Below are 21,982 nucleotides of genomic sequence, written 5' to 3'. Positions count from 1 at the left end.
ATTGAACTGCATCTTTATGATGCAGTTCATATGATTTATATTTTTAATTTCTTGTTATATTAATATGGGGTGTGCGCAGGTTCAGACATATAAGGTCTTAGTTCTATATGAACAGAAGCGCCATTCCCATCATTTACTACGTTTAAAGGTGCTTTTCCCGGCAATGACATAGTTGCAACGTCAGGTCCAGAAACAGCAAAATTATTTTCTGCTGAAGGCATTACTGTAAAAATCTTTATAGCAACATTTTCATGTCTAAATAATGAAATCCCAAAAGTAGAACCAGCTTCGGTATTGCTCACGTCCACAACCACAGGGGTTTTTCCTAGATATTCATTAGTTAGTATGTTTTTTACTAATGCCCCTTCCGGGACAGTATAGATACGGTATGGATATGCTAAAGCCGTGTGACAAAAACATATTAAAATAACAATTAATGTTTGTTTCATAGATTATCCTCATTCAAAAATAAAAGATATAACTCTTGAAAATCGTGGTTAGTAATTAGGTCCGCTTTTCCGGGAAAATCGTAACTAACAGAAAATAAAAGCGAAAGCGAATCTTTTCCTTTTGCTTTGGGAGAGATTCTGCTAAAAGCACGGTTAATAAACATAAGTTGATCTTCATTGTTGAAGCAAAGTCCAAGCATTCCAACCGTAGGAACTACGAATGTGCTTACGCTGCCTGGGGGCAAAAGTTGCTTACTACGGGCATTGTAAGCACAACGACTACCACCTAGCGTTAGGCCTGAAAGCTCAATAAAACTTCTGGTTCCATTCTTGGCGACAAGCCAAACATCAGTTCCTGAACTTTCGACACGTAAAGTAACTTTTCCGTCAGTAAAGGCCTCACTTTTATTGTATAGAATAGGGTCAAAACCAACTGTCGGGAGTTCTTCGATTTTACTTTCTACTGACTGACAACCAGTCAGTAATGCAAACAATAAAAGTGTGATAACTTTAATCATCCCGCTTCCTTAGATTGTTTTTGGCGCTCGTTATAAAAGATAATGATTCACCGGGGTAGAGAATTGTTTCTTTCGTCCAATAACCATAACCACCGAGGATATTTTTTCTTTTCTCAATATAAACGGGTTCAGAAAATACTAAATGTTGATATTTAGGAAGAGATAAGATTTCATATTTTCCTTGTCCAACTAAGAGGTAATTCTTCTCTTTAGGATTGATGGTTACTGGATTACCAACACTTTGAGGTATGTTAAGTTTTTTTATATTTAGGTCAGAATAGTCAGGAACGGACACTTGATCATTAGACGTATTTCCGGGAAGAGTAAACCCTTTACCCTGATCCGGTCCAAAGATGGCAATTATATCTTTGTTGTTTCTTGTGATCGAAACGATAGCCTGAAGGGGCGTATTAGCAAGGTCATTTATAAACGATATAGTTAGACTTGATTTTGGCTCGACCCAAACAATGCTTTTTCCGGATGTGCCTTCGCTTAATGCAATTTTTTCATTTAGTAAGATTTTATTTTTGGCAATGATATTATACTCAAGTTTTGGTATCACAATAAAAAGTGATTCTTTATTTGAAACATTCATGATTTCTAAGAAATTGGTTTTGGTCATGCTGGTCTTTAGAACAGGCCTATATTTACCATTTATAAACCACCTTCCGTTTATAAGCTCCGCTTTAGCAGATATAAGTGAATCACTTTTCTGTGCGGCAGAAGAAAAAGCATCTTTTCTATGCTCTTTCTCTTGATGTGGTGCAGCTGCTGCGTGAAGATGCAAAAGTAATGTTGAAATTGAGATAATCTTCCAATTTATCTTCATCTTGTTACCTCAATGTTGTTTTCAATCGAATCGAGTTCTAAAGGATAGGTTTTAAGTGAATAAAACTTGTTTGTTGTTTGTATTAGCTGATGACACAATAAAACTGGATTGTTCTTCATGATTATTTCTACTAATGTAAGTGCTGGTGAGTCAGTTTGCGGTATACCCGGAGCAACTATTACCTGGTCTTCTAATTTTGACATATAGAGTGATCCAGTATTTATATGCAAACAATTACCGATCAGTACTGGAAGATTGTTTTGAGTACGACCATGGGCTTTTCGAATGCTGTTTACAGGATTCCTACCTAGGACCATAAGGTTGACGTCATTTATCATCATTGGTATTACGGCATGGTCCATACCGAATAGAAACTGGCTCTGAAAAATATTCACATTGGCATAGTTGAATGCTTGAAGCGCATTATAAGTATCAGTGAATGATGTGCGGATAGGGGCGTAATCAGAAGGGCAAACCCCAATTTTTATATCGCCTTTTAGTAAAATCTGCATCATCGTACCAAGCTGGGTATTAAGAAGTTTTTTTACCTCTTCCTCTAAATAGTAACGATTCACAGCTTTATGCCACTTTCCGCCCATTACACACCATCTCTCATTGAGGTATGTGCTGGGGTAAAATGTTCTCCGGTCTTTGTTTAATGGTAACAATTTTTTTAACATTTCTTCTCCGGCTCCGGCAGCTGAGAAATGCCTCACAAAACGTCCATCGAAAAAGCCACTGTTTATCGCCTTCATCAATTCTATGGGTTCCGGCCCATAGTCAAACAAATTTCCAGTAGAGAAAATTACTATCTCTTCTTCTGGCTTTGTAACTGATTGGATCAAGTTGCACAGCGCAGAGTAATGTCCATGAGGATCTGCCAGAAAGAAAATCCTTCCGGAGAAGTTTGTAAGGTCTATAGTTTGGACGTGCTCAGCTGCCATAAATTCCTCTACGTATGTTTACATCGATGATACGGTATTTCGAACTATGATTTTTTTACAAAAAGGCGTCATTTTGGATTCTAAGCCTAAGGACCTTTGTTACTTACAGGTAAAGGCCCCAGTCCTGGCTCTCAAACAGTTCATACTTAGGATGCAAAGTAACTTTCTGATTATAATTGGCTCCTTTATAAACATGGTTAATACATGAATACAGGAAATTTAACGGTAAGGTATTTAAAATGGAAGGATGCTGAAATAACATAGACTTACGTATTTTTTTAATAGTGTTAATGTTGATAATAGGTCACCATTAATGTATAAAGTTAATATCTAATATGGTCCTATTAATAAAAGAGAGTTTTTATGGCTGAACTATTAAAATCTGAAAGTCCTGTTTCACCATCAGTGCAGGATATCACTGAAGCTTTAAAAATCGTTGTCGATGATGGAAGTAAAGCTGCAAAACTGGTTTGTCTTAATGAAAGAAACGAATTAGTTCCCTTGCTTACACAAAATAGTTTTGTTCCAGATTTCCGTGTTCGCCATGAGGGTCTCAATCCTTTTAACTATCTTATTGATGGGCTGGAAAGGTTTTCGCATCACAGCGAATCTAGTAACTCACTGGAATCGACTGATGTATCTCACCAATACGATGAAATTAGCCGGTTAAATGTTCACCATGCACTTCATGCTTCTGGTTTAGTTCCTCAGGATGTTCACCTCTTTGTTACTTTACCACTTAGCCAGTTCTATACTGCTTTAGGGGAAACGAATATTGAAAATATTCAGAGAAAAAAAGATAATCTGATGAAACCAGTAGAGCGTTATCTTGACGGTAAACGCTATTCTTTTAACGTTTTGTCTGTGACTGTTTTCCCTGAATCTTTACCAGCTGTGACCCGGGCAGATGAAATTGAGGATATTGCTTCATTTGAATCAAGTTTGGTAATTGATCTTGGTGGTACTACTCTTGATGTTGCAAGTATTACTGGGCAATTAGAACAGATTTCGAAAGTAAAAGGTTTTGACCGTATTGGTTGTTCTATTGTTTACGATGAGATCAGCAGGTATCTTGAATCTGAGAAACTGAATACGAGTAATGCTTACATTCATCATCTTGTTGATAATCGTCATGATAAATCAGCTTTGAAGGTTGCAGAGGACAAGCGTGACGGTGTTTTTGATGCGGTAAACTCTGCGGTACAGAAGTTGCAAAGTAAAGTAATCAGAGCGGTTACACAAGTCGAAGAGAGGCCTCATAATGTTTTCCTTGTTGGGGGAGGTTCATATCTCATCGAAACAGCTATTCGTAAACATTTTGAAACGGCTAAAGTTATCATGGTAGACAATCCGCAGTTCGCATTATCTTTGGCAATTGCTGATACTATTTATTCAGAATAATGAGCTAGAACATGGCTAAATACCCTATCTCAAATAAGGCAGATAACGACCGGATTCAGATCCGGTCTTTCTGGATATCCGAAAGAAAAGCACCCTATGTTTATAGTTTCTTGAAAAAAACAGAACTTTGTCATAGGGGTGACCAACTGGATTTAATTAGGTCGGCTATTAGTACCGGGTTGGTATTAAATAATTTATTTCCTGACTTGGCAAATTTTATAAATGGTTTAAACGAAAGATTAACACTTGCAGATCTTAATAGGTTTCTGAATGATGGAAATACTATAGATACTGAACCTAAGCCTCCTATTAATGTATTGCTAGAGAATGTCTTAGATCAAAAGTTTAAGGAGTATTTAACACCTCTACAATTAGATAATTCAAAGCAGGATTCTGTTTCTGTAAAAGAAACCTTCCTTGTACAAAAGGAACATGCCTGCTTTGGTGTGAAGATTGAAAATGAGGGAAGCGATACCTCTATACCATCTGAAAGCCCACTTTCTTCAGGTGCATCCAAAATTTCAAAAGAAAAGTCCATTTCCTCTGTGGTGCCAGTGCTAGAAAAAGTATCGGATGAAAATCAAACCGCCTCCATAAGCATAAAATCTAAAGCTAAGGCAAACAAGCGACTAGCGACTTTGGCAAGATAGGGCTTTGTTGAATAAATCAGATTTCGGGTAAGTCTCCCCCGTAGCGGGTTGTGTTTTCAGGCAATACGCACGCTTTCAGGCATACCTGCTTTCGTCATTTTGTTCAGCGCTCGTACCAGGGCCATAGCCTCCGCAACCTGACCATCGTAGTCACGCAGCGTCAGTGAACCCCCGAACAGCTGTTTTACCCGGTACATCGCCGTTTCCGCTATCGAGCGACGATTGTAATCTGTTGTCCATTTCCACCGCGCATTACTCCCGGTCATTCGCTGATTAGCCACTGCACGGTTACGGTCTGCATATTCACCGGGCCAGTAACCCGCACCTTTTCGGGGAGGGATAAGCGCGCTGATTTTCTTACGCCGCAGTTCATCGTGACATAGCCGGGTATCGTAAGCGCCATCGGCGGCGGCTGACCTGATTTTCCGGTGGGTTTGCCGGATTAACCCGGGGAAGGCCTCTGAGTCCGTAACGTTGTTCAGCGACAGGTCTGCACAGATGATTTCATGTGTGTTGCTGTCAACTGCCAGATGCAACTTTCGCCATATACGACGGCGTTCCTGGCCATGCTTTTTGACTTTCCACTCGCCTTCACCGAAGACCTTCAGCCCGGTGGAATCAATTACCAGGTGTGCGATTTCACCCCGGGTGGGCGTTTTGAAACTGACATTAACCGACTTTGCCCGCCTGCTGACACAGCTGTAATCCGGGCAGCGTAGCGGAACGTTCATCAGAGAAAAAATGGAATCAATAAAGCCCTGCGCAGCGCGCAGGGTCAGCCTGAATACGCGTTTAATGACCAGCACAGTCGTGATGGCAAGGTCAGAATAGCGCTGAGGTCTGCCTCGTGAAGAAGGTGTTGCTGACTCATACCAGGCCTGAATAGCTTCATCATCCAGCCAGAAAGTTATGGAGCCACGGTTGATGAGGGCTTTATTGTAGGTGGGCCAGTTGGTGATTTTGAACTTTTGCTTTGCCACGGAACGGTCTGCGTTGTCGGGAAGATGCGTGATCTGATCCTTCAACTCAGCAAAAGTTCGATTTATTCAACAAAGCCGCAAGATAGGTGAGAGACAGTACAATCGACTTCTGAGTTCAACTTGTCTTACCAGGAAAGCCAGCATACTTGCTGGCCTTTTTTTTGTTATAATAAACTCAGGCTTCAGCTGAATCTGTAAAATTACTGTTAATGAAACGGTATTTTAGGTTAATTTGGATGCTGTTACAGGAAGTGCGGATTTTTCCTAAATTTGTAAAAAACCTAAGAATTATCTTAATAAATCTGGTACTTAATTATTATTTTACGTAAAAAGTCTTTGTGGTTTAATGGTTATGTAAGGATTTTTTGATACCCTTATACCCGATGGACCTAAGGTCACTGACAACGATGTTCATGTAGAATCTTCGTTTCTGTAATCCCTTTTGTCCTTGTCCCAAATGATTGATTATTATAATAAAGGCTGATCGAATGCTATCTCGCAACTCACTAATACATGGTTTACGCCGAGACCAGTTAATCGGAGTTCTGACTATTTCAGAGTTTCCGGTAGTTATGGTAGAAAGCCACTTCATTCAGTCTGAGGTTATGGGAATAAAACCCGTAATTTTTAATATTGATGAGCTTCTTGTTTCTATATCCCCAATTTCCTCTCTTAAGTTCGATTGGGAGTGGGCCCCAGTTGATACAATACTCATTGAAGTTATCATTCCACCTGTAGAGTCAGACCTTGTAAGTGCAGAAAATGACTTCCTCCGTGATTCTGGTATTGGCCATATCCAGTGCGAGCCTGGCGGAGCATCAATACGACGTACAGTTACCTTCGTTGGTGGAATAACCGCTGATAACTTACTGTATCAGTTGAGGCTTATGTGCGTAAGCGCGTTAAAACTTTTAGGAGAGGAACTGGGGGATGAAGTCTAAGATTAGATATGTTTTATCTGGTTTTGTTGTGTTATGTGCATTTGCTGGAGTTTATAAAATCCTAAACAATGTTCCGGTTAAACCTGACCTTTTGGACTTCACTGGAAACACATTTAAAAAGACATCACTCTTCCTGCCATGTGATAAAAGCTCGCCTTCTTTAAACATTAAAATTGCTGATAACGAGAAAATCGTGATCAACGGCATCGCTTCAAAAGTAACTTTTGTTGAAAAGGCTGACCCCGTCAAAAGCCCTGGTTTTTGTGATGATCTTGATCTAAACAATTCTCGCCTTGTACATACGGCATCTTACAGCCTGGTGATTTCTGAAACCAAAACAGGATTTACACTATCAAATTTCAAGCATCTTGCCGATGATGAATCATTAGGCGGTATGTGGTTTTATCAAAAGTGACTTTTTATATGGCAACTTCAGACTTCGCTCTTAAAAACCATAATGTTAAAGCATTTGGTCAGGATGCAGCCCTTGTCATTGAGATGAACAATGAAGATGTTAGCTCATCAAAACCTTCACCTTTTTCAAATGAGATTGATAATTATTATCTTACATTGCACGTCGCTCCAAGGAACGCAAAAAAAGATTATGACTGGGGCTCAAACCGTTCTGTACTTCTAAAATTGTCGACGAATGAAGTTATGCAGATGGCATCTGTATTTCTTAGAATCATGCATACTTTAAAGATTGATAAGAGGAAAACCTCACATCATGGCCACGTCGTATACAAAAATATAAGCGTTACCCCAAACGAGAGGGGCGGTTTGTTGTTATCCGCAGGGATAGTTCCAGTCGATAAAGATGGCTTAAAACCCTTCATGCACATGGTCCCCGTCTCACAAATGGATTGCGTTAAAATTGGCCTCTACATACTTGGATATCTTGCTCAAAAAACGCCCTGGGTAAGCTCCGAGTCTATAATTACCGCGCTTCGCTTATCTGAAGCCAAGAATTCAAAATAGCGCATTAACATACGGAATATACGGAAAAATACAGGTTTTTTTAAATGTTATACGAACGGATATTTCTGTTTTTCATCGTAAAGTGAGTTTAATTTTGCTCAGAAAAACAGGTATTCGTCATGAGAAAATCAGGTTTAGGTTTAGCCCTGTTGTTTTCTTTAATTGCTCCGATTAAAGCGGTCTATGCTGAAGCGATTATGATTTCAGGAAAGCTACAGGCTGATTTGCCAGCCGTATCCTTTGACCCGGGGCCGGGCGACTTTGTTGCATACGTTAATTCTAACACTATCACTGCCTCAGGTGCAGGCACAGCCTGTAATGTAACGGTTGATGATCGAGCGACTTCCTCTGTTGATAACCTCGTTTGTTTTTTTGAGTGGTTACCCAATACCTTGGGATTAACTTCTAACGGCTTCACTCTTTCAGGCGTTCCCAACACCACCGGTGATTTAAAACTACCTTACAAGATTTCTTACTTCTCTGGTTCTGAACGGAAAAAAGTTGAAATAGTAAAAGGTGAATATTCAATCAAAAGTGTGGCACCGGTAAAACCAACTATCACCGGTCTTAAATCATCCCTGAACGGATTAGTCTATGACGGCTTTTCTTTCAAATCGTATTTAAAGGATGAAGCGATCAAAGATATCGCTGTTTCTGTTGAACCCCGCAATTATATTCAATACATCTCAATAGGTTCAGGCTCCGCCTGTGAAGTACCTATTGGCGGAACTTCCTGTACCATTGAAGTTGGAAGCATTAAGGCCAGTGATACAGATGAACTTTTGGGTTCACGTGATATCACAATTACAGCAAACTCTAAGAATAATTATTTCGCACCTCCTGAATCCAAAAAGCTTGTTGTTAACTGGGATTATCGGCCTCCTGTAGTAGACCATACACTTTGGAATTTTACCGATGAGGCTAAAACAATCAAAGTAGGTGGCCAGGACATCTATACCGGAGCCAAAACCGTTGCTGTGGCCGTTAAGGTACCCCAGCAAGAAACAGAAGGTGAATGGTGGCTCCCAACAGCTATGTCGCTCACTATGACTCCGGATGGCGTGTTTAAGCCGACGACTAAAGTGACTTTAGATGATGGCACTGAGATTGATTTCAAACAGTCCTGGGCAACCCCTTTACGTAGAACTTTACAGCCGGTAAGTGGACCTCAAAAAGTCGGTGATGAGTACCTCTATATCTTTGACTTAACGGATCTTATAAACGGGTCCTACGCAGCGACTTTTACAGTAGAAAATACGAGCAAAAACTCTTCTACGTACACTGAGCCTGAAAGCAAACTGATGCTGTCTGATAACCCAACGCTTATGGTTCTCAAAGATGGGCAGGTATTAACTAAACGAGCACCCGTATACTTCCTGAACGAGATTATCGTTGCAGCTTTCCAGGGGCAGGCTGGGGTTGCTGACATAAAATCAGTAACAATAGACAACAAAGTAGTTTCGTTAACACCTACAAATTATAAAGGTATTTACTACCTGCCGGTTGGAGACGATTTAGCAGTTAATTCGGATCACGAGATTACTGTGGTGGCTGAAAACCTTTATGGAAAAAACGTAAATTTCAGTACCGTGTTCACTTATCAACCTACTGGATTCACTCTTAAGAATCTGGAAAAAAACGTAACTCTTTACTCGCGCGTACGTCAGTATACGGACCTGCTTAGTCAAACAGCTGGTGATAAATGCACTCTGTTTACCACAGAGGAAAATGCGAATGCTTACCTCGCCTGGTATGGGGAAAAATCAGATGTTACAGCATGCTACCCTCAGTGGAACAATGTCCCTGATGGGTTGGAGTTCTATTTTAAAGGACGTACCCCGGGTCTAACTGGATTCTTTAATAAAACAGGTGAGAATCTGCTCGACTATCAAGTCTATATGATTAACGGGAAGGGCTCTAAAGCGGTTTCCGCAAGGAATCGCCGTACTCTGACCACACAATTACCATACAACCCGATCATCTCTTACAAAAAGAATAAAGTCATAGCAGGCATCAATCCGAACACTGCTCTGGCTTATACGACCGGGGGGGAGGCCGCTCGAATATTAGCGAAGGTGGTACCAGCTGACGTTACGATGATCGTCTCTCAAAACGGCTCTGAGGCTGTCAAAACGTCATTTAAAAATCGTTCCTCAAACAACGATGCAACGACCTTTGTACAAAGGGTCAAGGTTGCTGCTGCACCATTGTGGACAAAGAACGTCTTTGACATAGCTGTAGAATACTCAAAGGATCCAGAATTAAGAACTACAGACACCCTCAACGTATATACGGTGCCTGATTTCAATATTCGAGCATCGATGGAAGTGGATGACAAAAAAACAGCCACATCTCTTGAAGTGCCCTTAAAGGTAACAGTGGGGCGTTATAACAACTCCACACGTAAAAGTGCATTTGACCGTAAAACAATGGGAGAATGGGACGTCACGATATACTCTCAAAAAAGTGTATACGGCAAAGATCCAGAAACAGGCCGTTATAAAACTACATACGAAAGAACTGCGCTGACTGAAGCATTGCCGGTCAATGATGCGGGCATTGTCGAAACCAAGATTAAAATTGAAAATATGGATCTGGGTAATATGCGTCTGGTTGGTGTGGCTAAGGTCAGATCGCCATTCTCTGATTTTGAAATGAAACGTGAGACCAGTGCTGTAGGCATTCGAATCTATAAAGGTGAGGAACTGGAGGGTAACCTGTCGAAAAGCCTTATTATCGGAAGGATCCCACTTAGTACTCTGGTAAGCTTCAAATCTGCCAGTACGGCTAACTCTGATGCACTCGCCCCCACCGAATGGCAGCAGTCCTCTGATAATGGTCAAACCTGGACCATGCTTTCCGACATGACCGGAAAGAGAAGTGTAAGTATCAAAAAGACAGAAGTAGGAAAGTGGCTTTATAGGGCAAAAATGACTAATAAATTCACATCCAAGATTTCCTACACAGATGCCTTAACGGTAGTTACCTACAAGCAGCCTAAGCTCAGTATAGATGTTACAGACATTCTTCAGGGCTCAGATATACCTGTAACCCTGCTTGATAACGATGAACCTATACCAGCAGGCACCGCTGAGGTTCTCTGGTCAGAGGATAAAGTCAACTGGGTGCAGGGAGATACAACTTACACTGTGGCTTCAGCTGATACCCTACCGTCTACGATTTATGCCCGGATGCGTTACCTTGATTCCGATGAACTGGCAGAGGAGTCTTCATGGAAGGAAACGTCTGCTCGGTTGGCAGCCGCAAAACCCAAGCGCCTTTCTGTCTCGGTAACGGGGGTTTCAAAGGTAGAGGTTGGTCAAAAAGTTACTTTGGAAGGTAAGTTCACGAACCCTAACAGTAAGTACCAGAATGGTAATAACGTAGTTGAAGAATGGAAAACACCGGATGGCCAGACATTTAAGGGCTCTTCACTGTCTGTTACCCTTACTGAGCAAATGTTGGATAAACAGGGATATGCTGCTTTTGAATACAGTGCATGGTTAGCGGACAATAAGGAGAATACGGTTTCTACCCGTAGAGTTTCTGTCAAATCGTGGGTTTATAAATTTCCCGAGATGAAAATAAGCTCCAAACTTAAATACGACATGGCACCGACCACCCTACGCGTTGCGTTGAGCGGTATTAAGGATGGAGACTATCCTGGTGTTACTTATTCCCGTGAATGGATCTACGACAAAGAGAATCTGGTAATCACTAAAGATGAAGGTGACACCAAAGAATTTACAATTGAAAATCCTGGCAAATATACATTGATGGTTGTTTTCAAAGATAACCGAAACAATGAACAGCGTATCGAAAATACCTTTGTTGTCGATGAACAAACGCCAATGAACGTTGAGATGACACCCAAGTTCTCTAACAAATATATGAGAGCTCCACTCGATGTAACCTTAAGGTCAAACATCAAGCTATCTCATTCGGCGGACTCGATAGATACGGTCACATACAAGGTGAACGGTGAAGTAATACCCAGCGGCAAAAATTATTGGGCTCAACTGATCTCGGGTTTAAAAGAAAAGAAATACGAGATTACAATTGATGTTGTTAGTAAACTTGGACAGAGAGGTTCAGCATCTGTTGAGTTTGATGTCGTTAAAAACGCAGTGCCTAATTGTACATTGAGCTACACGGAAACCAACCTAAGCTGGAGCTTTACCAATAAATGTGATGATACTGATGGAAAAATGGTTAGATATGAATGGTTCATCAACGGCGAATTAAGGAACGTTTTCGGTAGTACGGCTACACTTTCTAAAAACCTTAACCGTGGTAAGCAGGACATAAAAGTAATTGCTTATGATGATAGTGGAGACTTTGCAACACAGCACGTGACAGTTTTCGGACCGGCTGAAGAGGCAAGTAAGTCTGAAAACACTGTATCAATACCAAGCAGTGAGTAGTTAATTTTTAAATATAAAGCCGGGACATTATGTCCCGGCTTTTTTATACCCAATAATTGGACCTTTGAAAAATTAATGTCGGAAAGTAACTTTGCTCCAAAGGCATCTTTCATGGCCGCTAACAAAGCTGCGTATACATGCTGAGGAATTAACATTCTTATAGGTGAATATTAGGTTGGTTTGCAGACTTCCGAGCGTTGAAAAACATGGATAATAATTACTTGGATAGAGGTGCATCTGCCTAGTAAAAATATTCTTCAGTGCCAGTGAGAAAAATATGAGCGACTACATACCTAAAAAGAGAGGGCTGCTTATACTGGATTGGTATGTCCCCCTTAATATTTTATTGCTGATTCTCGTTATGTGTGTCTTTTTCACCCGTTATACATTTGGATACGGTTTATTGAATGGGTGCCTGCCTGCTGATTTTTATATGATTGATCATTCGGATAAAAGTATTAAAACTGGTGAACTCATAGCATTTAACATGCCGAAATCGGTACGTTTTATCCCAGAAAATGAACGAGTCATAAAAATTGTTGCCGGTGTGGGCGGTGACAAACTTAAAGTAACAATGGATGGGGTTTATAACGGGGACAAATTTTTTGAAGCTAATGCACGTCGTATTTCGAAGAAATACAATATTCCGTCCATTTTGATTGAAAAAGAATTGATAATTCCTGAAGGCGAAGTTTTCCTAATTGGGCAAACCGATCACTCATGGGATTCCCGTTTTTGGGGAACAGTAAAGCTGAATTCAGTAATTGGGAAAACATATGCGATCTTTTAATGTAAATAAAAAATATTTACCAATACTTCCTGGACTTGCGTTATGTGCAGTTTTAAGTAATACAAATGCAAGCACTGAGTATCAACATGATGCTGACCTAATCGCTCAGCAAGCAAAAGGGCTTGGGGCACAGGCTAAAGGTGCACAGCAGCCAGATGGGGCTCTTAGCCTTGATGCTACGCTAAAATCACCAGATGTGCAGAAGTACATAGCGCAAGCTGAAGCACTCCAAAAAAACCAGGACCTGAGCAAGCAAATAAACCGTGGTTACGTCCCCGGTATGAATGCGGATAGTGTTCAAGCAGTTATAGACCATACCCAGGCTATCAGGGCCCAAAGTAATAACTCTGAAGCTGTCAACGATATAATTAGAAGACGTGATGAAATTCAAGAAAACGCCAGCCTTAATGAAGCGGCTCTGAAAGCTGTGGAAAATAAGCCGGAAGTCATGCGAGGACAATCTAAAAATATCGAAAAATTGTTTGGTTCCTCGGGCATCACAGCTGCTGACTTCGAAAGAAAAATGGATAGCACACGTGAAGAAGCACTATCAACTGAAAATGGAATAACGATCTTTGCTTCATTTAGCTTGCCGGATTATGTACTGGAAGACCTTCTACGTACGGCCTCAGAGCATAAAGCTCGTGTAGTTTTCAATGGTCTAAAGAAAGGAACTACTCGGCTACCAGAGACACAGGCAGCAATAAACCAAATGATTGTCAAAGGAAAATTTGAATCTCCTTTGATTACAATTGATCCTGATAGCTTCAGTCAGTATCAAGTAACTCAAGTACCGACAATTATTTCTAGGGAGCAAGCTCGTTTTGCAAAAATGGTAGGCTCCTTCAACGTTGAGTTTTTTCAGCGAGAACTTGCTAAAAAACCCGATCAGGATATTTTCCCGGTTGCTGGTACCACTTATCCCGTTGAAGAAAAGAGCATCATTAAAGAACTGGAAGAACGTGCACAAAAATATGACTGGGAAGGTGCAAAAAAAAGGGCCGTTTCTGACACATGGAAAAATCAATGGATGGTCGACCTCCCTCCTGCCCAGGAACACAAAGAATTTTTAATTGACCCTACAGTGAGGGTCACTCAGGACGTAAAAGATAAGCAGGGCCGTGTAATAGCTTCCGCCGGTGAGTTGATTAATCCACTTTCGAGATTTCCTCAAAACCTGACGATGATAATTTTCGATCCACTCAATCCGGGCCAGCTGGTATGGGCTGAGCAGCAGTATCGACAACGTCTGGGTAGTGGAAAAGTAATGCCAATGTTTACCCGTATCCAAAAAGATAATGGATGGGATCACCTAAATGATTTACGTGAAAAATTTAACGGTAAGGTGTTTAAAGTTAACGAACAGATCATCTCACGCTTTCAGATTAAAAACACACCTGCGCTTATAACTACTGACCAAGATAAATTCCGGATCACCCTGTTTAGCGAGGCAGAAGTCCGTGGTATCGGAGCCCCAAATCTTTCAGAGGAAAAATAAGATGAAACTCGGATTTATTATAGGCGCTCTCTTTGCAACATGGCTGACGCTAAATTATCCGGACCAGATGAGAAGTTATTTTACCAAAGCCGTCGACTATATCGAAAGTGTTGCAACATTTATTACATCCAAGTGAGCATGATGGTGAAAAAATTCAAAAAGTTACTTTTAGAGTTCATTGTAGCAGTTATGCTTTCGCTTTCTATACCGGGTATGGCTATGGCAGCAGATGCTGGAGTCCCTGGGGCTATGTGTCAGTCAGCTGGAGTGTGGCAGGGCTTGATTAAGAATATCTGTTGGAGCTGCATTTTTCCCATGAGGATAATGGGCATAGGGGCAGCTCCAGAAGGCGCTGCTCCTTCACGTCCGGGTTGCTACTGCACAGATCAGAACGGCGTACCGGAAATAGGTTGGCAATTGAGCTTCTTTCAGCCGGTGAAGATTGTAGAAGTTGTAAAGAGCCCCTGGTGCAGCCCCTTTCTTGAAGGCACGATGCTTCAAAAATCGCAGTTTGATATTGGTAAAAGCAACACAAATCAGCCAATGACAGCAACTGAAGCCGGATTTTACGATGTTCATCTTTGGGAGTTCCCAATCATGACAATGCTCAAATTACTGATTATTGGCGAGTGCACTGCTGAACCCTATATAGATGCCAGCCTGACCTATATAAGCGAAGTGGACCCTATGTGGGAAAGTGATCTGCTTACACTCGTCCTGAATCCAGAGGCAGTAGTTTTTGCAAACCCAATTGCCTCAATGGTGTGCGCTGCTGACTGTGTAGCAGTAACAGCAGGAAAGGATAATCTCGCTGCATACTTTTGTGCCGGATGCGATGGCAACCTTTATCCATTAACCGGCCACATTTACGCAAATGATGACGCTGTAAGGACGAGTTCACTGATAACCCAGCGTCTTCTGACTAAACTACATCGCCAGGGAATGCTGATGCGAACGATGGGAGCAGACGCAATGTGTGAGAAAACGTGGGAATACTTTACACCTCGTTCCCAGTATCGGCTTTCAATGCTTTTCCCAACTCCTGAGGCGAAAGGGCCGGATTGCTGTCATCGTCTTGGTGATTCGGTACATGACTGGTCAACCCTTAAAGGTGGGCGCAAAAAAATAGGCAATGATAATTATGTCTATATGTTGTGGCGTTACAATGACTGTTGCGTCAGATATATACCAGGCGCTTGATTTCTAAGGGTAAAAATAATGAAACTTAGAAAAACGATAGCTTCAACTATTATTGCATCAATGATTGCCAATACTATGAGTTGGGCTTTTTATATCTCTCTCATAAATATGGTAATGACTCCTCGTATTTATGCGGCAGACGCTATATTTGACCAGCTCGAAAGTAACTTTAATCTTGCTAATCCTAACGCAAATCGCAATGCGACAACCAGTGCTCAGGACATTGTTGAGAAGTACAAGAATGCGGATTCAGGCGAGAATGTCAGTGGGAAGATCACCGAGAAATACGTGGGTAAAGCCGAATCCGCTAATCTTAATCTCGGAAAGTATGGGGCAGGGAACTCAAATGAAAGTGTCATGAAAAATGCCGCATCCGATGGAAAGTCCATTGGTAGCGCCGTACAACTGCCGAGTATGTCTGGAGGGACAATCAATTCAAACTATACCAAGGAAGGGGCAAAGCTGCTCTCTCGGGATGCTAATGGCAACATTGGTATAAGCAGTAATCCCAATACTACTCCTGGAACCAAAACAAATACCGGAGAGATTTTCAGCTCAGAGCAAAAGCACAGCGATATTAAGTTCAATGCCGCAGATCGTTATGGGGATGAGGATGGCTTTGTAAACGATATAAAGAATCGGAAAAGCCAGTTATTTGATGCTCAAAGTTATGATGGCGTTGCCTACCGCACCCTCGTAAATGCTAACAAGGACAACCCGGCATCATCTATAAAGCCTAACGATCCCATGTTTACTGCGGGGAGAAATGAGATAACAAATGCTGTTGCTGGTACTGGAAACTGGCTTCAGAACTGTAATGTTGAGACCTCTAAAAAAACAGTAACCACACACTATCCTGATTACAAAGAGTTCTACTGTAACTCGCCTAAGCAAGATAACTTCAGCAGCTGCACGATAACCCGTGATTTTTCAGTCCCTGTTTACATTTCAGGCGGAAACGGAGACATGTCGATGTGCGGCGATAATTGTGTGCGTATATGGTTTGGTCGCCGTGATGACAACTACTGGAGTGACGGGGTATATGATAACGAACTGACATTAAAATTCCATCCGGATGCAAAATTGGCCTCAGCAAAGATTGTTAACGCGGAGTGGGATGACCACATGCGGGTAACACTTGATGGCACGCAGATTTTTGCTCACATAGATGGTGCATATCGAGAAAGTGACTATCCGGCTCCTAAGGGATCTTGGGAGTTAAAAAAATCGTGGAAACTCGACAAGGTTTACGATGTGACTGATAAGGTCAGAAAATCGGTGTATGAGGAGCCTGATCGAGAAGTGACAATGGCATCCAGAGTATGGGTTGGTGGGAAGGGTGAAGGGTATTTTGAGGTTGAGCTGACTTTTGAAAATATGAAGCTCGAAGATAAGCACGTCCAGGAACCAGCTGGTTGTTACGATGCTGTACAAGCTCCGAATACATTCTGCCGTTTCGATCGGTTTAAAGATATGGATGTTGGCACAAAACGGCTTCCGGAAAGCGTGCTTTCATTGGCAAAGCCTCTGTATGAAGGTGATAAAGGATTTCTTACCTGGAAGACAAACCTTGAAGGCTACTTTTGTGATCCATTGGCCAAAGACAAAATTTGCTCTTATGACGCTAGTGGAAAAATTATGAAAGACGCTAATGGAAAGGACCTCTGTTACAACTATGAAGAAATAAAGAGTATGCCTGATGCATGTAGTGCTTATAAAAATGATGCAGCATGTGTACTCGATAAACAAACATGTGCAGAGGGTTGGTTCGATGAGGGCACTAACAGTTGCTACATGTATGAACAGAAATACACCTGTGACAGAGGGAAGGATGTAGTTCGGGAGGTTGAATCTTCTACAAATGCCTGTGTTGGCATGATCCCATGTTCAGGTGGAACATGCGAAACTGGGCCAAAGGAAGAGAACAACGATTTTGGAAAAGTTGCGGCTTATTCAAACATGGTTCAGTACATGCAGGGCGAAGCCAAATGCGAAGACCCTAACGATGCCAATTCATGTTCCGTCTTTGAAGGAAAACCTGAATGGTGTGGTCGTTCAGTAGGCTTTGTAAATGGCCTGGCAAAGACGGACTGCTGCGAAGCACCACAGGGAACCGCAGGAGCACTTGAAGGTATCATGCTTGCCGGATCTATGATCAGAAACACAAACTGGACCAGAGTTAATGCTCAGCTAATAAAATGGACCGGCGGTGATACAGGTACATGGGCTTCTATGTCTAATGCGGTCGGAGAGTGGACTGCATCAGCTGGTAAAACAGTAGGGCAAATGTGGAACAACGTCACGAGCTCCTTAACGAGCGTATATGAAAACGTCGCTGGTAATCTAAGCAGGGCAGTTGGGTCTTCCGCAACTTCTGGAGGGGCAGGAGGTGCTGGCCAGTTGGCACAGGAAACAATGTCCAGCTTCGGTATAGGTCAGCTTAAGCAGATGGCAATGAAGAAAGCCTACGAATTGCTACCAGATACAGTTCGTGACTTTGTCTTTAAGAACGTTGCTACTACCGGAGGAGAGGTTGTCTTCTCGGCTGCGGTTCAAAACTTTATGCTTGCATTAAACGTGATCGGTTGGATTTATACAGCCTATCAGGTCACTAAAATGCTTTTAGAAATGTTGGTAGCATGCGACCAGAAAGAGATGGAAGCTTCTATTCATAAGAATCAAAAATCCTGTTTTACATTAGATACGGAACGATGCGTCAAATATCTGAATGTTGGTTTCACAAAGAAATGCGTTAAAAAAGCAACAGACATGTGCTGTTATAATTCCATGTTGTCACGCGTTATTATGCAACAAGCTTATCCGCAATTAGGAATAGACCCTGTCGCCTCTAATTGCGTGGGGCTATCAATAAAGCAAATACAGCAACTGGATTTCGATAAAATTGATCTGACGGAGTGGATTAATGATGCAGTTCAGGTAGGAGAAGTTCCTGATCAATATTCAAAATTCTCCGAAGAATCAATTGTGGAAAACTTACCATTCCAGAATGAGAACTATCAACTTCCATCAGAACGTACCAAGGAAGCAATGGGCGGTGAAGAAAATATGATAAAGGCCAGACAAGAAAATGCTCAGGCTATAAAAGAGGAAAATGTAGATTGTAGCTATTTACCTCGACCGGCCATATGTGAGGTAGGTTCAACTACGCTGGATCCGGTTACGGGCAAGCAGTTGCCGAAATATTGAAGAAGGGGCCGTTAGGCCCCTTTTTTAATTACTTGGCTTTCAATGTTTTTTCTGGGAAGCCTTTTTTACCGTATTCACCGGTAAAGAGGTAATAATCTTTTCCGTTGATGGAGGCTGCAACACCCCCTGGAGTTGTTGTATTTGGGCTATCAGAACGGAAAATGATACCCGAAAAATCAGCGCTTGTTTCGTTTCCTTTAAATGGGATGAACACATAACGAATTACAGCGTAATCACCAGCGGGAAGGTTTAGCTCAGGAATTTCGGTTCCTGTTGCGGGGCGAATCGCCTGAAAGCTGTACATTGAATCTGTAGGGAAAACATCAGCATCAGGCTTAGAGGGCAGATCACAGGTACTCCATTTATTGACGACTGCCATATCAATTTTACATGTGGCCAGAGCTGCTTTCTGTTTTTCAGGGTTGTATCCAAATGAGGCCTGAGTTGCTTTTGTATGCTCAAAAACATACTTAGCTCCCTCACGTACCAAACTTTCATCATTGTAAGGCAATTTTTTTGGATTGGGGACGAACACTAGGTATTGATTGACCTGGATGTATTCGGCGTCAGAAGAACTGTACAAAGAGCTGAGGCTCATGATCCCAAAACCTTTTAGACCGCCTGTTACGTAGCCCATCGAACTATTGATGAGATACTTAGAAAGAAAGTTGTCGGCATCCCCTCCAGGAGTAACCTCTTGCTCCTTAAAATTAACGTCGAAACCAGCAAACGAATAGGCATTCTTGGCGACAGAATCATTTGCATTAGCATGCCAGTACTGGCCGTGACTGTACGCATTCAGAGCGGTGCCTGGCGTAGTGCCGGTGTCACCGGCACAACCCGATAGGGAAAAACCAATGACGACAGAAGAGACCAGAGATACTAAACGTAAAAGTTTCATTTAAAGCCCTTTTTGTAATGTCTTTTGGAGATGGAACCATTATTCCATAGTCACGCGTTTCACAAACAACCTGATTGCATAAAAAAGGAAAAAAAGTGATTTCCAGTAGAACCAGCAGTACACAAGAAAAGCGCTTTTATAAAAATGTATAATTATTAAAACGAAGTAATGAGGTTGAAATGGGTAAGCCAACAGAAGAGCAAAGACCTGTTATCGAGAATGCTAGCGCAAACAATATGGTGATAGCAGCGCCTGGATCAGGCAAATCGTTCACCATGATAGAAGCGGTTATATCGATTCTCAAAAAGTATCCATATGCAAGAATCGGGATGGTGACCTTTACTCGCGCTGCAACAAACGCACTTGCAGCAAAGTTACAAAAGCGATTGAGCAAGAAGGATCTTGACCGGGTGCTGGTGGATACTTTTCACGGACTCGTTAAGAAGCAACTGGACATGATTCGCTGGCCGGGAAAGATGTTGATAGGGCCAGCACAGAGATCTGTCATTCACCGGGCTTTGAAAGAATCCGGTGTAACGATGAAGTTTGCTGAAGCTGAATTCGTTATTGATGCTATCGGCAGAGAAATGGATACGGATGTGATTTCAGTTCGGCATAACAGACAACAGATCCATTTGTTTAATACCTATCAGGCGTTATGCCAGAAAGACCATGTGGCGGACCTCAATGCTCTTTCAAAATTTGTTGTCGGTCAAATGCATTCGGGAAAAATGCGCACGTTAGATTTGACACATTTGATAGTAGACGAAGTTCAGGATACTGACTCTATACAATTCTCATGGATAGCATTGCATACAAGAGCTGGAGTCTATACGAGTATAGTTGGAGACGATGATCAGGCCATCTACTCCTTCAGATCCTCAGGAGGAGTCAAAATATTTCAACAGTTTGAAAAACACTTCAGACCTAACATATTTTACTTAAACACATGCTTTAGGTGTGAACCTGAAATTTTAGAGGTGGCCGGAGCACTGATAGGAAAGAATGTTTACCGTTATGCCAAAGAGTTACGCTCGGCAAAAAAGGGAGGGGGAAAGGTCACTTTTCGTTCATATGTAGATATGGAGGAACAGATACAGGGTATTTTAAGCCTTATAAATCAGGATCCACATGGATGGGCAATTCTAAGCCGCAATAATGCTCACTTGGATGAGCTAGAAAGTTTGATCGAACAGCCAGTAATTCGTTACGGAGGTAAATCATTCTGGGATGAAAAAGAAACAAGCGATGTGTTAAGCCTTATGGCCTTTTTCCGACAATCAAATGATCCTCGCTTAATGAAGAGAGTATTGGCATTGTTTGGAGAACAGGAATCAGTTTTGGATGAAGTGGCATTGAGTATGAGAGGAAGAAAAGTTACTTTTGGCGACCTTGCCATCCCGGAGGACAGTTCTCTCGAAACAAAAACATTACATTCAAACTTCGTGCGCTTTACCCAGGAAAGTTCTGATAAAGTTGAGATAGCAAAACGTTTCGCCAACCTTACGAAATGGATGGAATCGTCGTCAATCAAGATGAGGAGTAATAAAGGTACAGCAACCTTAACAAAAATTGCTTTAGACACTTGTAAACAGTGGGCAGAAAAGACTGGTTGGATGAATATGATAAATCGTGCTGCTGCAATGTCATTAGGCCCTAGGAAGAAGGACGAGGAATACAGCCCAGAGAAAGTAGTCCTATCAACCTTGCATGGTTCAAAGGGTCTTGAGTGGAATAAAGTAATAATAATGAGTTGTAATGCGGATCAGATACCAAGTAAAAGATCAGTTGGGGAGGAGGCAATAGAAGAAGAAAGACGTTTGCTTTATGTTGGATTTACGCGTGCAGAAAAGCAACTTTTTGTAATGTGGTATGGTGATCCTTCTTTCTTTTTAAGAGAATGCAGTGAAGAAAAGATAAAAGAAGCAGCTAATATTCGAATTTCTCCACTTTATACAGAATAATTCGATATGGGCATTTACTTATGCTTAAAGCTATAGTATAAAAACAATGAGCTTAAATATCAGCTCCCAAATTTGAGTAACTTTGCTTAAAGTTACTTTCGCGTTAAGCGTTGATTTAGCCGTGAAAAGCGGCCAGCTTAAACAAGCTGTAAGACACCACCGGCAAAATGTCACCTTTGTCGCTGGTGCACTTCCCATGCCTGCAAAAGGCAATCTGAATTTACCAAACCGTAACTAATTTAGCTCCTCCTGGGGCTATTTTTGTTGCGTACTTCTAATGCCAGATAGTATAAATCAGGCGGTTCATA

The 21,982-nt window shown here is 41.6% G+C and carries 17 protein-coding genes; 11 read left to right on the top strand and 6 right to left on the bottom strand.

Going from position 1 to position 21,982, the window contains the following annotated elements; all coding sequences use genetic code 11:
* Positions 1–59 precede the first annotated feature (59 nt).
* From AB182_RS30020 to AB182_RS02425, 4 genes are read right to left on the bottom strand one after another with little or no spacing between them, the layout of a single operon-like run.
* Positions 60–449, bottom strand: a complete 390-nt coding sequence (locus AB182_RS30020; protein WP_000815011.1) for a hypothetical protein — start codon at positions 447–449, stop codon at positions 60–62.
* Positions 446–967, bottom strand: coding sequence for a hypothetical protein (locus tag AB182_RS02435; protein ID WP_000598517.1), 522 nt, complete (start codon positions 965–967; stop codon positions 446–448). The genes AB182_RS30020 and AB182_RS02435 overlap by 4 nt, the downstream gene beginning before the upstream one ends.
* Entirely contained in the window at positions 960–1,796 is an 837-nt protein-coding gene (locus AB182_RS02430) for a hypothetical protein (protein ID WP_000700976.1), read from the bottom strand. Before AB182_RS02430 ends, AB182_RS02435 begins: the two co-directional genes overlap by 8 nt.
* The gene (locus AB182_RS02425; RefSeq protein WP_000718595.1) at positions 1,793–2,740 is read right to left on the bottom strand and encodes a metallophosphoesterase; all 948 of its coding nucleotides are present in this window, start codon (positions 2,738–2,740) and stop codon (positions 1,793–1,795) included. Before AB182_RS02425 ends, AB182_RS02430 begins: the two co-directional genes overlap by 4 nt.
* 363 nt (positions 2,741–3,103) lie before the next feature.
* Here AB182_RS02425 and parM point away from each other — a divergent pair, with 363 nt between their 5' ends.
* Positions 3,104–4,141 (top strand): plasmid segregation protein ParM domain-containing protein, encoded by a 1,038-nt coding sequence (gene parM / locus AB182_RS02420; RefSeq protein ID WP_000818954.1) that lies wholly within the window; start codon positions 3,104–3,106, stop codon positions 4,139–4,141.
* An 11-nt stretch (positions 4,142–4,152) separates the two neighbouring features.
* A complete protein-coding gene (locus AB182_RS02415; RefSeq protein WP_012695436.1) occupies positions 4,153–4,791 on the top strand; it encodes a hypothetical protein in 639 nt (212 codons plus the stop codon).
* Between the two features lie 56 nt (positions 4,792–4,847).
* Here AB182_RS02415 and AB182_RS02410 read toward each other — a convergent pair whose 3' ends face one another.
* Positions 4,848–5,816 (bottom strand): IS5-like element IS903B family transposase, encoded by a 969-nt coding sequence (locus AB182_RS02410; RefSeq protein WP_072201439.1) that lies wholly within the window; start codon positions 5,814–5,816, stop codon positions 4,848–4,850.
* A 443-nt stretch (positions 5,817–6,259) separates the two neighbouring features.
* Between AB182_RS02410 and hdtA the strand changes: the two genes are divergently transcribed.
* From hdtA to trhN, 8 genes are all read left to right on the top strand, one after another.
* Positions 6,260–6,712, top strand: a complete 453-nt coding sequence (hdtA, locus tag AB182_RS02405) for a H transfer determinant A (protein ID WP_000952689.1) — start codon at positions 6,260–6,262, stop codon at positions 6,710–6,712.
* Positions 6,702–7,127 (top strand): hypothetical protein, encoded by a 426-nt coding sequence (locus AB182_RS02400; protein WP_000836981.1) that lies wholly within the window; start codon positions 6,702–6,704, stop codon positions 7,125–7,127. Before hdtA ends, AB182_RS02400 begins: the two co-directional genes overlap by 11 nt.
* 8 nt (positions 7,128–7,135) lie before the next feature.
* On the top strand, positions 7,136–7,690 hold the full coding sequence (locus AB182_RS02395; RefSeq protein ID WP_000235773.1) for a plasmid transfer protein: 555 nt from the start codon (positions 7,136–7,138) through the stop codon (positions 7,688–7,690).
* A gap of 119 nt (positions 7,691–7,809) precedes the next feature.
* Positions 7,810–12,114, top strand: coding sequence for an IncHI-type conjugal transfer protein RSP (gene rsp / locus AB182_RS02390; RefSeq protein ID WP_001232109.1), 4,305 nt, complete (start codon positions 7,810–7,812; stop codon positions 12,112–12,114).
* Between the two features lie 277 nt (positions 12,115–12,391).
* Positions 12,392–12,904, top strand: coding sequence for an IncHI-type conjugal transfer protein TrhF (gene trhF / locus AB182_RS02385; protein WP_001286760.1), 513 nt, complete (start codon positions 12,392–12,394; stop codon positions 12,902–12,904).
* On the top strand, positions 12,891–14,402 hold the full coding sequence (locus AB182_RS02380; protein WP_001256132.1) for a TrbC family F-type conjugative pilus assembly protein: 1,512 nt from the start codon (positions 12,891–12,893) through the stop codon (positions 14,400–14,402). The genes trhF and AB182_RS02380 overlap by 14 nt, the downstream gene beginning before the upstream one ends.
* A gap of 144 nt (positions 14,403–14,546) precedes the next feature.
* The gene (trhU, locus tag AB182_RS02375; protein ID WP_181231580.1) at positions 14,547–15,602 is read left to right on the top strand and encodes an IncHI-type conjugal transfer protein TrhU; all 1,056 of its coding nucleotides are present in this window, start codon (positions 14,547–14,549) and stop codon (positions 15,600–15,602) included.
* Positions 15,603–15,620: 18 nt separating this feature from the next.
* The gene (trhN, locus tag AB182_RS02370) at positions 15,621–18,809 is read left to right on the top strand and encodes an IncHI-type conjugal transfer protein TrhN (RefSeq protein ID WP_000776701.1); all 3,189 of its coding nucleotides are present in this window, start codon (positions 15,621–15,623) and stop codon (positions 18,807–18,809) included.
* A 28-nt stretch (positions 18,810–18,837) separates the two neighbouring features.
* Here trhN and AB182_RS02365 read toward each other — a convergent pair whose 3' ends face one another.
* Positions 18,838–19,710: a hypothetical protein gene (locus AB182_RS02365; RefSeq protein ID WP_000771834.1), complete on the bottom strand. Its 873-nt coding sequence runs from the start codon at positions 19,708–19,710 to the stop codon at positions 18,838–18,840.
* A 179-nt stretch (positions 19,711–19,889) separates the two neighbouring features.
* Here AB182_RS02365 and trhI point away from each other — a divergent pair, with 179 nt between their 5' ends.
* Positions 19,890–21,674 carry an IncHI-type conjugal transfer helicase TrhI gene (trhI, locus tag AB182_RS02360; RefSeq protein WP_000517885.1) on the top strand — a complete coding sequence of 595 codons (1,785 nt, stop codon included), beginning with the start codon at positions 19,890–19,892 and terminating at the stop codon, positions 21,672–21,674.
* Positions 21,675–21,982 lie beyond the last annotated feature (308 nt).

This window comes from Phytobacter ursingii (genome assembly GCF_001022135.1).
Taxonomy (GTDB): domain Bacteria; phylum Pseudomonadota; class Gammaproteobacteria; order Enterobacterales; family Enterobacteriaceae; genus Phytobacter; species Phytobacter ursingii.
Note: the sequence above shows the minus strand (reverse complement) of the source record. Positions and strands in the feature narration are given on the sequence as shown.

Excerpts from the sequence above, each read along its gene's own strand:
- AB182_RS30020 (WP_000815011.1), bottom strand. The coding sequence starts at position 449 with ATGAAACAAACATTAATTGTTATTTTAATATGTTTTTGTCACACGGCT.
- AB182_RS02435 (WP_000598517.1), bottom strand. The coding sequence starts at position 967 with ATGATTAAAGTTATCACACTTTTATTGTTTGCATTACTGACTGGTTGT.
- AB182_RS02430 (WP_000700976.1), bottom strand. The coding sequence starts at position 1,796 with ATGAAGATAAATTGGAAGATTATCTCAATTTCAACATTACTTTTGCAT.
- AB182_RS02425 (WP_000718595.1), bottom strand. The coding sequence starts at position 2,740 with ATGGCAGCTGAGCACGTCCAAACTATAGACCTTACAAACTTCTCCGGA.
- parM (WP_000818954.1), top strand. The coding sequence starts at position 3,104 with ATGGCTGAACTATTAAAATCTGAAAGTCCTGTTTCACCATCAGTGCAG.
- AB182_RS02415 (WP_012695436.1), top strand. The coding sequence starts at position 4,153 with ATGGCTAAATACCCTATCTCAAATAAGGCAGATAACGACCGGATTCAG.
- hdtA (WP_000952689.1), top strand. The coding sequence starts at position 6,260 with ATGCTATCTCGCAACTCACTAATACATGGTTTACGCCGAGACCAGTTA.
- AB182_RS02400 (WP_000836981.1), top strand. The coding sequence starts at position 6,702 with ATGAAGTCTAAGATTAGATATGTTTTATCTGGTTTTGTTGTGTTATGT.
- AB182_RS02395 (WP_000235773.1), top strand. The coding sequence starts at position 7,136 with ATGGCAACTTCAGACTTCGCTCTTAAAAACCATAATGTTAAAGCATTT.
- rsp (WP_001232109.1), top strand. The coding sequence starts at position 7,810 with ATGAGAAAATCAGGTTTAGGTTTAGCCCTGTTGTTTTCTTTAATTGCT.
- trhF (WP_001286760.1), top strand. The coding sequence starts at position 12,392 with ATGAGCGACTACATACCTAAAAAGAGAGGGCTGCTTATACTGGATTGG.
- AB182_RS02380 (WP_001256132.1), top strand. The coding sequence starts at position 12,891 with ATGCGATCTTTTAATGTAAATAAAAAATATTTACCAATACTTCCTGGA.
- trhN (WP_000776701.1), top strand. The coding sequence starts at position 15,621 with ATGAAACTTAGAAAAACGATAGCTTCAACTATTATTGCATCAATGATT.
- AB182_RS02365 (WP_000771834.1), bottom strand. The coding sequence starts at position 19,710 with ATGAAACTTTTACGTTTAGTATCTCTGGTCTCTTCTGTCGTCATTGGT.
- trhI (WP_000517885.1), top strand. The coding sequence starts at position 19,890 with ATGGGTAAGCCAACAGAAGAGCAAAGACCTGTTATCGAGAATGCTAGC.